Here is a 12344-nt window from a genome sequence, read left to right on the forward strand (position 1 = left end):
GGCCCCGTCCGGGCGAGTTGACCGGCCGGATGAACCGATCGGCCCGACGGTCCGTACCAGTGGGCGGAGGGCAGCCGGGCGGTTCGCTGCCCGGCAGGACAGGTCGGCCCGGATCGAGGAGGCACCGCAGCATGGCACCGCTGGATTCCGTACGTCGTCGGCGAGGGCACCGGACCCACCGGGTGGCGGTGCTGCTCGTCACCTTCCTGACCGGTCTGGTCGTGCTACCCGGCATGGCGGTCGCCGCACCCGGCGTCCAGTTGAACGCCGCCGACATGACGCTGCTCAACGGCGTCCGGTTGGCCGGCCTGTGGGAGATGCCGGCCGGCACGATGGCCGCCGAGAAGGGCCAGTCCGCGCGGGTACGGGAGGTCGGCGCGGAGATCGCCCGTCAGCACGGCGTCCTCGACGAGCTGGTGGTGCAGGCCGCCAACAAGCTGGGCGCGACGCTGCCGACCGATCCCACCACCGAGCAGAAGGGGTGGCTGACCGAGATGCAGAACGCCTCCGGCGCTCAGTTCGACCAGATCTTCGTGACCCGGCTCCGGCTGGCGCACGGCAAGATCTTCCCGGTGATCGGCGCGGTACGGGCCAGCACCCGGGACAACACCGTGCGCAAGCTCGCCGACGAGGCCAACAAGTTCGTGGGCGACCACATGGCCATGCTGGAGAGCACCGGGCTGGTCCGCTGGCAGCAGATGCCGCCGGCCGCGATCCCGGCCGCGCAGAACGACTCGCTGGTCGCCGCCGCCCAGGCCGGGGCCGCCTCCGGCCCGTCGGTCGGGGTCAGCACCACAGTGGTCTGGGCGGTCTTCCTGCTCGCGCTCGGCGCGGGCGGTTACGCCACCTGGCGGGTCATGCGCCGCAGTTGACCCGTGCACGCGCGACCAACGGCCCGCCGGCCCACCGCAGGCGGGCCGTTCGGCTGTCCGGCGGCGGGCGGTCGACGGTCGGCTGCCGGGCGGCGGCGGGCGCGGCTGCCGGGCGGCGGCGGTCGGCTGTCCGGCGGCGTGCGGTCAGCGGTCGACCTGGGTGAAGTCCCAGGAGTGCGGGGGCCGGGCGACCAGGATGGCCGGTGGCTCCGGCAGCGCCCGGGGGCTGCTGCGCCACTTCGAGACGACCACCACCCGGTGGTCGGTGGACGAGAAGACCTCACTGGACACGTGCAGCGGGTCGTGTTCGAACTCGGGCAGCGCCGTGTCGCACACCCAGGTGATCAGGTCGGCGACGCCGTACGCCTCTGCCCGCGCCTCCCACATCCGGACGATCATGTCGGCTCCCCTCCGTCACACGCTGACAGTGGTCAACGGCAGCGCCGAGTCGGCCGGCAGGTCCAGCCGGCTCGGTGCCACCCCGGCGGCCACCAGGTGCGCCCCGAGCGCGGCGACCATCGCCCCGTTGTCGGTGCACAGCCCCGGGCGGGGCACCCGGACCCGGATGCCGTACCGCTGCGCCCGCTGCTCGGCCATCGCCCGCAGCCGGGAGTTGGCCGCCACTCCCCCACCGATGACCAGGGTGTCCACCCCGTGCGCCCGACAGGCGGCCAGCGCCTTGCCGGTGAGCACGTCGCAGACCGCCTCCTGGAAGGAGGCGGCCACGTCGGCCACCGGCACCGGCTCACCGGCGCGCCGCCGGCCCTCCACCCAGCGGGCCACCGCCGTCTTCAGCCCGGAGAAGGAGAAGTCGTACCGGTGGGCGGCGAGATCCCTGGCCGCGGTGAGGCCGCGCGGGAAGCCGATCGACGCCGGGTCGCCGGCCCGCGCCTCCCGGTCGATGTACGGGCCGCCCGGGAACGGCAGCCCGAGCAGCCGGGCCACCTTGTCGAACGCCTCCCCGGCCGCGTCGTCGATGGTCGCGCCCAACGGGGTGACCCCCCGGGCCAGGTCGTCGACGAGCAGCAGCGAGGAGTGCCCGCCGGAGACCAGCATGGCGATCGCCGGCGCCGGCAGCGGGCCGTGTTCCAGGGTGTCCACCGCGACGTGCGCGGCCAGGTGGTTCACCCCGTACACCGGCTTCTCGGCGGCCACCGCGTAGCCCTTGGCGGCGGCCACCCCGACCAGCAGTGCCCCGGCCAGACCGGGACCGGCGGTGACCGCGATCGCGTCGATGTCGGCGATGGTCACCCCCGCCTCGCGCAGCGCCCGGTCCATGGTCGGCACGATGGCCTCCAGGTGTGCCCGGCTGGCCACCTCCGGCACCACGCCACCGAACCGGGCGTGTTCGTCCACGCTGGAGGCCAGTGCGTCGGCGAGCAGGGTGTGTCCACGGACGATGCCCACCCCGGTCTCGTCGCAGGAGGTCTCGATGCCGAGGATCAGCGGTTCGTCACCCATGGTCCGTCCCGTCTGCGACCGGTGCCGCGTCGCGCCGCATGACCAGCGCGTCGGTGTTGCTCGGTTGGTAGTAGCCCCGTCGTACGCCGATCGGCTCGAACCCGTACGTCGCGTAGAGCCGTTGGGCGGGGGCGTTGTCGACGGCCACCTCCAGCAGGACACTGTCGATCCTGCGGCGGGCGGCCTCGGCCAGCAGGTCCTCCAGCAGCGCCCGGCCGATCCCGCGCCGCTGGGCGTCCCGGCGGACCGCGATGTTCTGCACCCACGACTCACCGGCCGGATCGACGGTGAGGCCCGCGTAGCCCACCAGCGACCCGTCGGCGTCCAGGGCCACCCGGTAGTGGTGGCCGCTGGCCAGTTCGTTCCAGAACATCGCCGGCGACCACTGCTCCGCGCCGAACAGGTCCGCCTCGATCAGCAGCACCTCGCCGATGTGCCACCAGCGGAACCGGTCGAGTCGTACCGTCACGGCAGCACCGACTTACGGCTGGTCGCCGCCACCGCGTCCGGCCGGCGCAGGTAGAGCGGGGTGAGCGCCTCACCAGGGGCACCCGCCCGGATCCGTTCGGCGGCCAGGGCGACCAGGGCGGCGGCGTCCGGATACCGGGGTACGACGCGCAGCGGCAGCCCGAGCACGTCGGCGTAGCGGTGGGCGCCGTCCCCGGCTGCCACGGTGACCGCCAGCTCCCGGGCCTGGGCGGCGGCGACCACCGGGGCGTCCACCGCCGGCCCGGCGATCCGCTGGCCGCTCTCGTCGTAGACCGCCCAGTAGACCTCCTTCCGCCGGGCGTCGGCGGCGACCAGCACCCGCCCCACCCCCGCTGTGGTCCGGCCGGCGGGAGCGTCCCCGGACGCCACCGGGCCTGCCTCGGTCGCGGGTGCGGTGGTCCCGCGTGCGGCGGCCGCGCGTGCCGTGGCCGGAGATGCCTCCGTCCCGGGTGCTTCGGTCCCGGGGGCGGCGGTCGCGGGTGCCTCGATCCCGAGTACGGCGGTCCCGGATGCCTCGGTCCCGGATGCCTCGGTCGCGGGTGCGGTCGGGTGGCCGATGCCGTCGAGGGAGCAGACGCCGTAGGTGGGGATGCCGAGCACCTGGCCCATGGTGGCGGCGGTGACCAGCCCGACCCGCAGCCCGGTGAAAGGGCCGGGGCCGAGCCCGGCGACGATCGCGCCGAGGTCGGCCGGCCGCGCGCCGACGTCGGCGAGCACCGCCTCCACCTGCGGGGCGAGCAGTTCACCGTGGGCGCGGGCGTCGACCGTGCACCGGTGCGCCCGCAGCGCGACGCCATCCGCCGTGACCTCGGCCAGGGCCGCGGTGACCGCGGGAGTCGAGGAGTCCACCACCAGTACGAGCACGGTAAGCCAGCCTAGCCGTCCACCTGGGCCACCCGGTCACAGCCCGCCCCGCCCCTCGGCCGCCGGCCCCGACGGGCGACGGGCGACGGGCGACGGGCGACGGGCGACGGGCGACGGGCGACGGGCGACGGGCGACGGGCGACGGGCGACGGGCGACGGGCGACGGGCGACGGGCGACGGGCGACGGGCGACGGGCGACGGGCGACGGGCGACGGGCGACGGGCGACGGGCGACGGGCGACGGGCGACGGGCGACGGGCGACGGGCGACGGGCGACGGGCGGCGGGAAGTTATATCCGATGTTCAGGGGTATGCCTGTCCGTCATAAATATGACAGCCAGGCATACCACTCACTCCCATCACAGCATCATGCGGGGATGCCTGAGAGTAGTCGCCTCACCACGGAGATCGCCGCCATGCTGCGCTGGGAGCGCAGCGCCCAACGGCTCACCCAGCAGCAACTCGCGGATCGGGCCGGGACCAGTCAGAGCGCGGTGGCCCGGATCGAGCGCGGGGAACGGGTGCCGGGCATGCCGCTGGTGGAACGCCTCTTCGCCGCCCTGGGTCGGCAGCTCGCCGTGACCGTCGAGGAGCTGGACAGCCACCTCGACGCCCGGATCGACGCCCTCGCCACGCGGTCGCTCGCCGACCGGATCGACGAACTGGGGCTGGATCGGCTGCTGGACCGGCTGGGCGACCTGCCCCACCTGCTGACCGGCGGCACCGCCGCCCTGCTCCAGGGTGCCCCGGTCCCGGCCGACGCGGTCGAGATCGCTGTGCGGTGGCGCGACTCCGCCCGGTTCACCGCCTGGCTGCAGGCCGCCTACGGGCAGCGGTGGAACGCCCGGTGGCGTGAGTTCGGCGGGCTGTACCTGGCCCCGGAGGAGCCGGGCGAGCACTACTGGTCGACCCGGTACGGCGAGATCCGCGCCCAGATGTGCGACGAGCTTCCCGCAGCGATCGAGGTACGGCACGGGGAGCGCAGTTACCGGGTGGTGCCGCTGGTCACGGTGGAGCTGACCGACCCGCAGGCCGCCGCCCTGCTGCGCCGACACCGCCGCCGATCGGCCGACCACCGCGCCACACCCGACCACCCCGCCGCGACCAACGATCGCGATTCGACCGGCGACCGCAACTCGACCCACGACCGCAACTCGACCGACGACCCCGCCTCGGCCCACGACCGCGATTCGACCGACGACCCGGCCTCGGCCCACGACCGCGATTCGGCCCACGACCCGGCCTCGGCCCACGACCGCAAGTCGGCCCGCGACCCGGCCTCGGCCGTCGGCCCCGGCGCGCGAACCGGGCGGTAGGCGTCGACGCTGCTGCCCAGTGCGGGGGCTCCGCCACCGCACACCGCCGACGTCAGCCGGCGATGTGCGGTGGCGAGAGCTGGGGAGTGAGGGGTGAGAGGTGGGTGGCGAGGCGGCGAGTGGTGAGGGTGAGGCGGCGGGTGGGTCAGCCGGCCGAGCGCTCCCAGTCGATCGGGGGCAGACCGGCATCGGCGAGGGCCTTGTTGGTGGCGCTGAACGGGCGGCTGCCGAGGAAGCCACGCGGGTTCATCGGGCTCGGGTGACCGGCCTCCAGCACGACGTGCCGGGGGTTGGTGACCAGGGCAGCCTTCTTGCGGGCGTAGCCGCCCCAGAGCAGGAAGACCACCGGCTCGTCCCGGGCGTCCAGGGCGCGGATGGTCGCGTCGGTGAACTCCTCCCACCCCTTGTTGCCGTGCGAGCCGGGGCTGGCCTGCCGGACGGTGAGCACCGCGTTGAGCAGCAGCACCCCCTGCGCCGCCCAACCGTCCAGGTTGCCGCTGCGCGGCTTCGGCACCCCCAGGTCCTCGCTCAGCTCCTTGAAGACGTTACGCAGCGACGGCGGCACCGCGACCCCCTCGCGCACGCTGAAACTCAGCCCGTGCGCCTGCCCCGCCTTGTGGTAAGGGTCCTGACCTAGGATCAGCACCCGGCACTGCTCGGGCTCGCACAACCGGTAGGCGGAGAAGAGATCCTCCACCGGCGGGAAGACGGTCTGGGTGGCGTACTCGCGGGCGACGAAGTCGGCCAGCGCCGCCGTCCGGGCCGGGTCCAGGTGCGGGGTGAGCACGGCACGCCACGCCGGCGGCAGCAGTGCCAGCAGGTCGAGGGTGGGGGTGTCGTCGGGCATCGGCAACCTTTCGCAACGAAGTCCCCGGAACTCTAGGCAGCGGGTACGACACCCCTCAGCCCAGGGCGGCCAGCCGCCGCGCCCAGTCCCCGCCCACCGGCTCCAACTCGACCACCCGGGTGTCGTCGTCGCGGCGGTCGATGCGGACCCGCAGGTGGGCGTCGACGAGCTGCTCGACCAGCCCCTCGCCCCACTCGACCACGGTCACCGAGTCGTCCACCGAGGCGTCCAGGTCCAGGTCGTCGATCTCGGCGCGCGGGTCGGTCGCGTCGCCCAACCGGTACGCGTCGGCGTGCACCATGGCCACCGCGCCGCCGCGCGCCGGATCCGGCCGGTGCACCCGGGCGATCACGAAGGTCGGCGAGGTGACGTCGCCGCGTACCCCCAGGCCGGTGCCGAGGCCCTGGGTGAGCGCGGTCTTGCCGGCCCCCAGCGGGCCGGTGAGCAGCAGCAAATCACCGGCGCGCAGCACAGCAGCCAGTCGCCGGCCGAAATCCCGAGTGTCCTCGACGGTGGGCAACGTGACGCGCACCGTCACAGCGCCTCCAGGAAACGTTCCAGCGCGGCGTTGACCTCGTCGGCGTGTTCCAGCATCACCACGTGCCCACTGTCTTGGATCTTGATGTACTCGGCGTGCGGCAGCCGGCGGACGATCTCCTCCGAGTGCACCACCGGCGTGATCATGTCCTTGTCGCCCACCACGACCAGCACCGGTGTGCCGCTCAGCGCGGCCAGTGCCGGGAACCGGGAGTGGGTGGCCAGGGTCCGCAGGTAGCGGGTCACCGTGTCGGCCGACGTCCGGGAGTTCATCCGCTCCACGTACGACACCAGCGCCGGGCTCGGTTTCGGGGTGCCGAAGCCGTACCGGCGGGTCAGCAGCCAGGCCACGTTGGAGGTGGACCTGCGGGCCCGGTCGATCACGATCCCGCCGTACCGGGTGGCGTTGTTCATCATGAACAGCACCGGCGAGCCGACCCGACCGAGCAGGGCCGGCGCGACCAGCTTCGTCTCGGCGAGCAACCCGCCCGACGTGGCCATCAGCACCGTGCCGACCACCCGGTCACCGAACAGCTCCGGGTACGCCTCGGCGAACGCCATGATGGTCATCCCACCCATCGAGTGCCCGACCAGCACCAACGGCCCCTCCGGGGCGGTCCGGTCGATCACCCGGCGCAGGGTGTGGCCGAGCGCGGCGAGGTCGTACTCACCGGTCTCCAACCGGCCCGACCGGCCGTGCCCCGGCTGGTCGTACGCGACGATCCGGTAGTCGCCCCGCTCGGCCAGCAGCTGACGCTGGAAGTGGAACGTCCCCATGTCCAGGCAGAAGCCGTGCACCAGCACCACCGTCGGGTGCCCCGGCACCGGTCGGGTCGGCTCGACCACCTCGACGTGGATGTCGGTGCCGTCCGGCAACTGCAGCCGGTACGCCTCGTCGTAGCGCTGCGCGCCGAAGTCCTCCCCGGCGTACGGATCGGCGGGGTCGGCCTTGAGCCGGCGGACCAGGGCGCGCTCGGTGGCCACCCCGGCGGCCAGCCCGGCGGCGGCCACCCCCACCGCGGCCCCGACCACGCCGGCCACCCGCCCGGCGGCGGTCCTCGGCCGGGGCACCCGGAACCGGCTGACCGCGCTCACCGTCGCTCGCCGTCGTAGACCCGGGGCACCCGGACCCCGCCGAACCGGGTGACGATCTCGTAGTTGATCGTGCCGACCGCCTCGGCCCAGTCGTCGGCGGTCGGCATCCCGTCGTCGCCGCTGCCGAAGAGGGTCGCCACGTCACCGGCGGCCACCTCGTCGGCACCGCAGTCGAGGACGAACTGGTCCATGCAGACCCGGCCGGAGATGGTCCGCCGCTTCCCGCCGAGCTGCACCGGGCCGACGTTGGAGGCGTGCCGGGGCACCCCGTCGGCGTAGCCGAGCGGCACCACCGCCAGGTTCGCCTCCTCGGCCGTGGTGTAGGTGTGACCGTACGACACACCGGTGCCGGCGGGAACCCGCTTGGCGAGCATCACCCGGGCCCGCGCGGTCATCGCCCGGCGCAGCCCGAACTGCTGCCCGGCGATCGGCGACAGCCCGTACACGGCGAGCCCGGGCCGGACCAGGTCGAAGTGGGTGTCCGGCCGGGTCAGGGTGGCCGCCGAGTTGGCCAGGTGCCGGTACCGGGGGCGCAGTCCGGCCCGCTCGGCCATGGCCAGCCCCTCGTGGAAGACCGCCAACTGCCGGTCGGTGGTGGGGTGGCCGGGCGAGTCCGCGTACACGAAGTGGCTCCACACGCCGACCACCTCGACCAGGCCGTCGGCCTGGGCCTTCGCGGCGGCCTCCAGCAGGGCGGGCCAGTCGGCGACGGTGGCCCCGCCCCGGGACAACCCGGTGTCGATCTTGAGGTGCAGCCGGGCCGGCCGGTCGGCGACCCGACCCGCCTCGACCATCTCGTCGAGCTGGGCCAGGCTCGCGGCGGCCAGGTCCACCCCGGCCGCCACCCCCTCGTGCAGCGGCAGCCCCGGGGTGAGCAGCCAGGCGAGCACCGGCACGGTGATCCCGGCCCGGCGCAGGGTCAACGCCTCGTCGAGGGTGCACACCCCCAGCCAGTCCGCCCCCGCGTCGAGCGCGGCCCGCGCCGACGGGACCATGCCGTGGCCGTACCCGTCGGCCTTCACCACCGCCATCAGCTCGGCGCTGGTGCCCGACCGGAGCCGGGCCACGTTCGCACGGATCGCGTCCAGATCGACGCGTACCTCGGCCTGCCACATGAGCCCAGCCTACTGGCGTCGGTGATCACCCGGTCGCCGGACGCCGACCCCGACCGCCGCACCCGTGCCGTCAGAGCAGCGGAGCGACCACCGGGCGCAGCGCGGCCACCACGTCCGGCGCGGTCACCGGGCCGCCCCGGGCCGCCTCCCGACCGGCCAGCCCGTGCAGGTACGCCGCGACGGCCGCCGCCCGCTCCGGGGCCAACCCGGCGGCGAGCAGCGCGCCGAGCAGCCCGGCCAGCACGTCCCCGGTACCCCCGGTGGCCAGCGCGGGACTGCCGGTGGGGTTGACGTACGCCCGGCCGTCCGGCGTGCCGACGACCGTGCGGTCCCCCTTGAGCAGCACCGTCGCGTTCATCCAGGCGGCCAGCCGCAGCGCGGCGGCGACCCGGTCGGCCCCCGGCTCCTCGCCGCACAGCCGGGTGAACTCCCGGTCGTGCGGGGTGACCACGATCGGGGCGTCCCGGTGGCGCAGCCGGTCGGCGAGCGAGCCGTCCACCAGCAGGGTCAGCGCGTCCGCGTCGAGCACCACCGGCACCGGCGCGGCCAGCACCGCGCGCAGCTCCGCACCGGCCTGTTCGTCGGTGCCCAGGCCGGAGCCGCAGACCCAGGTCTGCACCCGGCCAGCCCCGGCCACCCGGTCGGTGGCGATCACCGACGGGTGCTGGCGGACCACCTCGTCCCGGGCGCCACCGGCGTACCGGACCAGGCCGGTGGGGCCGGCCAGCGCGCCACCCACCGAGAGCACCGCCGCCCCCGGGTAGGTGCGCGACCCGGTGGCCACCCCGACCACGCCCCGGCTGTACTTCTCCGCCGACGCCCCGGTGCGGGGCCACCAGGCCCGCACGTCCGACCACTCGGTGACCCGCAGTGCGGGATCCCCGCGCAGCCACGGGCCGAGCCCGATGTCGACCAGCTCCACCTGACCGGCGAGCGGGGCCGCCGGGCCGACCACCAGGGCCGGCTTCAGCGCGCCGAACGCCACCGTGACGTCCGCCCGCACGGCGCGGGGCCGACCCGTGTCGTCCGTCGGCACGTCCCCGGTGTCCACCGCCACCCCGCTGGGCACGTCCACCGCGACCACGGTCGCCCGGCCACCGTCGCGACCCCGCAGCGCGGGCAGGTCGGCGACGATCCGGTCGGCATTCTCCCGCAGGCCGCCGGTGCCCCCGATCCCGACGATCCCGTCGAGCACCAGGTCGACCACGGCGGGCGGGGCGTCGACCAACCGTCCCCCGGCGGCCCGCAGCGCGGCCAGGCCCTCGGCGTGCGCCCGGCCGGGGCTGGTCGGCAACACGGCGACCTGCGCGCCGCGCCGGGCCAGCCGCTCGCCCGCGTACAGCGCGTCGCCGCCGTTGTCGCCGGAGCCGACCAGCAGCAGCACCCGCGCGCCGTACACCCCGCCCCGGTCGGCGAGCAGCAGGGCGCAGCGCCGGGCCAGCCCCGCCGCCGCCCGCTGCATCAGCGTCCCGGGCGGCACGGTGGCCATCAGACCGGCCTCCGCCGCGCGTACGTCCGCCACCCGCCACACCGGTTTCATCCCGCCCCGTCCTCCCGTCGGCCGGTCCGTCCGCACCGGCGGCCCGTCGATCACCCGGACGACCCGCCCGTCGCGGTCGACGCGCGCCCGTCCTGGCCGGGATCACCCTACCGACGGTGGGGGCGGCAGGTTAGCCATCGGCGGCGCGGCAGGCAAGGCCTGTGGACGACCCCCCGGGTGCGACCGCCGCCCGTCGTCCACAGGGCCACGCCGGCAGCCGCCGGGTCACCTAGCGTCTGGGCACGGTCACCGGTAGGGGCCGACGAGGTGGGCACGGGAGGCGGGCGATGACGAACGAACCGGTGGAGGTCGACGTGTCGGTGCTGCGGGTCGCGGCCGGCGGGCTGGCCGACGAGGCGCACGCGTTGGCGCAGGGGCTGGTGGGCCGGCCCGGGTTGGTGCCGTCCGCGCCGGGGTGGCGGGCCGGCACGGCGCTGGCCGGGCTGGAGTCGGCGGTGCACGCCTGGCACGGGGCGCTCGGCGTCCGGGTGGCGGAGACCGGCGCCGCCCTGCGCGCCGCCGCCGAGGCGTACGCGGCGGCCGACGACCGGGCCGCCGGGCGACTGGTCGGCCGACCCCGATGATCGGGTACGCCCAGCTCTGGACCGCTTCTCCCGGTGACTGGGACGCCGCGGGGGTGGCCTGGCGCGGGGTGGACGCGCCCGTCAGGCGGCGGCGGGCCGGGCTGGCCGACCGGGCGGCGGCGCTCCGCACGGGCTGGCGCGGCACGGCGGCCACGGCGGCCGACGTCCGGCTCGGCGGGCTGCGGGCGGAGTTGACGACCATCCTGCCGGCGCTGGTCGAGACCGAGCAGGCGCTCGCCGAGTTCGCCGGTCGGCTCCGGGTGGCGAAGGCCCGCCTCGCCGAGGCGGTGGCGGTCGCCGACCGCACCGGAGTGGCGGTCGACCGGCACGGCGGGGCACGGGCGGCCCCGCAGGCCTGGCGCGGCCCGGAGTCCGGCGCGCTGCCGGGCCACCCCGACCCACGACCCGCCGGGGCGGGGACGGTCTCCCCGGCGGCGGTGGGTCAGGTGGCGGCGGCCCTGCGGGGGGCGCTCACCCTGGCCGACGCGGCCGACCGGGAGGCCGCCGCCCGGTTGGCCGAGCTGGCCGGGGCGGCCCGCACCGGCTGGGTCGAGCAGCCGCCGCCGGGGCGACCGGCCCACGACGCCACCCCGGCGACGGTCCGCGCCTGGTGGGCCGGCCTCACCCCGGCCCAGCGCCGGTGGCTGGTGCTCCACGAACCGACCTGGGCCGGGCCGCGTGACGGGGTGCCGGCGGCAGCGCGCGACCAGGCGAACCGGTTGCTGCTGGCGGGACACCGGGAGGCGCTGCTGGCCGAACGACTGTCGCTGGCGGCCCGCCGGCCGGGCGAGCGGGCCGCGCTGCGGCGGATCGACCGGGCGTTGGCCGTCCTGGACCGGCTCGCCGGTCGGCTGGCCTCGACGGGGACACCCCGGGCGTACCTGCTCGGCCTCGATCCGGCCGGCGACGGACGGGCCATCGTCGCGCTGGGCAACCCGGACCGGGCCGCCCGGGTGCTGACCTACGTGCCGGGGATGACCAGCGACCTCGCCGACGTCCCCGGTGAGCTGGGCCGGGCCGCCCGGGTGCAGGCCAGGTGCACCGCCATCGCCCCGGGTGAGGAGACGGCGGCGGTGCTCTGGCTGGACTACGACGCCCCCGACTTCCTGCCCGAGGCCTCATCGCCGGCCCAGGCCCGGGACGCCGGGTCGGCGCTGCACCGGTTCCAGGAGGGGCTGCGCGCCACCCACGACGGGCCGGCGGCCCGGCAGACCGTGCTCGGGCACAGCTACGGCTCGCTGGTGGTGGGCAGTGCCGCCCGGGACCACGGGCTGGCCGCCGACGCGTTGGCCTTCGTCGGCTCACCCGGCGTCGGGGTGGACCGGGCCGACGCGCTCGGTCTACCGCCGGACCGGGTCTGGGCCAGCACCGCCCGCGACGACGTGATCGCGCTGGTCGAGCCGCCCCGCGACCTGGCCGGCCGGGCGGTGCTGGCCACCTCGCCGCTGGCCAGCGCCGCCTGGCTGCTCCGCCCGGACGACCACCAGCTGTGGTTCGGGCACGACCCGAGCGATCCGGGCTTCGGCGGCCGGACCTTCCCCAGTGGCCGGTACGGTCACACCGGCTACTGGGAGCCCGGCAACCCCGCTCTGGACGGGATGGCCCGGATCGTGCTCGGCCGATGA

General features: G+C 75.9%; 13 protein-coding genes. 4 read left to right on the forward strand and 9 right to left on the reverse strand.

The annotated features are described in order from the left end of the window. Window positions 1–131: 131 nt before the first annotated feature. Window positions 132–872 (forward strand): DUF4142 domain-containing protein, encoded by a 741-nt coding sequence (locus O7625_RS02935; protein ID WP_282344142.1) that lies wholly within the window; start codon window positions 132–134, stop codon window positions 870–872. A 144-nt stretch (window positions 873–1016) separates the two neighbouring features. Here O7625_RS02935 and O7625_RS02940 read toward each other — a convergent pair whose 3' ends face one another. The 4 genes from O7625_RS02940 to tsaB are packed head-to-tail and all read right to left on the reverse strand — an operon-like array spanning window position 1017 to window position 3686. Next, the gene (locus O7625_RS02940) at window positions 1017–1271 is read right to left on the reverse strand and encodes a hypothetical protein (protein WP_067313435.1); all 255 of its coding nucleotides are present in this window, start codon (window positions 1269–1271) and stop codon (window positions 1017–1019) included. Between the two features lie 15 nt (window positions 1272–1286). Then, window positions 1287–2333, reverse strand: coding sequence for a tRNA (adenosine(37)-N6)-threonylcarbamoyltransferase complex transferase subunit TsaD (gene tsaD, locus O7625_RS02945; protein WP_067313432.1), 1047 nt, complete (start codon window positions 2331–2333; stop codon window positions 1287–1289). Beyond that, window positions 2326–2802 (reverse strand): ribosomal protein S18-alanine N-acetyltransferase, encoded by a 477-nt coding sequence (gene rimI, locus O7625_RS02950; protein WP_282344148.1) that lies wholly within the window; start codon window positions 2800–2802, stop codon window positions 2326–2328. Before rimI ends, tsaD begins: the two co-directional genes overlap by 8 nt. After that, on the reverse strand, window positions 2799–3686 hold the full coding sequence (tsaB, locus tag O7625_RS02955; RefSeq protein WP_282344150.1) for a tRNA (adenosine(37)-N6)-threonylcarbamoyltransferase complex dimerization subunit type 1 TsaB: 888 nt from the start codon (window positions 3684–3686) through the stop codon (window positions 2799–2801). The genes rimI and tsaB overlap by 4 nt, the downstream gene beginning before the upstream one ends. Before the next feature lie 376 nt (window positions 3687–4062). On the opposite strand from tsaB, the gene O7625_RS02960 reads away from it, so the two are divergent. After that, a complete protein-coding gene (locus tag O7625_RS02960; RefSeq protein WP_282344152.1) occupies window positions 4063–5001 on the forward strand; it encodes a helix-turn-helix transcriptional regulator in 939 nt (312 codons plus the stop codon). A gap of 145 nt (window positions 5002–5146) precedes the next feature. Here the strand turns inward: O7625_RS02960 and ung are convergent, their stop codons facing one another. The 5 genes from ung to O7625_RS02985 form a co-directional block, all read right to left on the reverse strand. Beyond that, entirely contained in the window at window positions 5147–5848 is a 702-nt protein-coding gene (gene ung, locus O7625_RS02965; RefSeq protein ID WP_282344154.1) for a uracil-DNA glycosylase, read from the reverse strand. A 55-nt stretch (window positions 5849–5903) separates the two neighbouring features. After that, on the reverse strand, window positions 5904–6386 hold the full coding sequence (gene tsaE / locus O7625_RS02970) for a tRNA (adenosine(37)-N6)-threonylcarbamoyltransferase complex ATPase subunit type 1 TsaE (protein ID WP_067313497.1): 483 nt from the start codon (window positions 6384–6386) through the stop codon (window positions 5904–5906). Further along, complete coding sequence (locus O7625_RS02975) at window positions 6383–7480, reverse strand: alpha/beta hydrolase (RefSeq protein ID WP_282344156.1); 1098 nt, start codon at window positions 7478–7480, stop codon at window positions 6383–6385. The genes tsaE and O7625_RS02975 overlap by 4 nt, the downstream gene beginning before the upstream one ends. Then, window positions 7477–8595, reverse strand: a complete 1119-nt coding sequence (gene alr, locus O7625_RS02980; RefSeq protein ID WP_282344157.1) for an alanine racemase — start codon at window positions 8593–8595, stop codon at window positions 7477–7479. Before alr ends, O7625_RS02975 begins: the two co-directional genes overlap by 4 nt. A gap of 70 nt (window positions 8596–8665) precedes the next feature. Further along, window positions 8666–10135, reverse strand: a complete 1470-nt coding sequence (locus O7625_RS02985; protein WP_282344158.1) for an NAD(P)H-hydrate dehydratase — start codon at window positions 10133–10135, stop codon at window positions 8666–8668. Between the two features lie 287 nt (window positions 10136–10422). Here O7625_RS02985 and O7625_RS02990 point away from each other — a divergent pair, with 287 nt between their 5' ends. Further along, a complete protein-coding gene (locus O7625_RS02990; protein WP_282344159.1) occupies window positions 10423–10719 on the forward strand; it encodes a hypothetical protein in 297 nt (98 codons plus the stop codon). Further along, a complete protein-coding gene (locus tag O7625_RS02995; RefSeq protein WP_282344161.1) occupies window positions 10716–12344 on the forward strand; it encodes an alpha/beta hydrolase in 1629 nt (542 codons plus the stop codon). Before O7625_RS02990 ends, O7625_RS02995 begins: the two co-directional genes overlap by 4 nt.

Source organism: Micromonospora sp. WMMD714 (assembly GCF_029581315.1).
In the GTDB taxonomy this organism is placed as follows: domain Bacteria; phylum Actinomycetota; class Actinomycetes; order Mycobacteriales; family Micromonosporaceae; genus Micromonospora; species Micromonospora rifamycinica.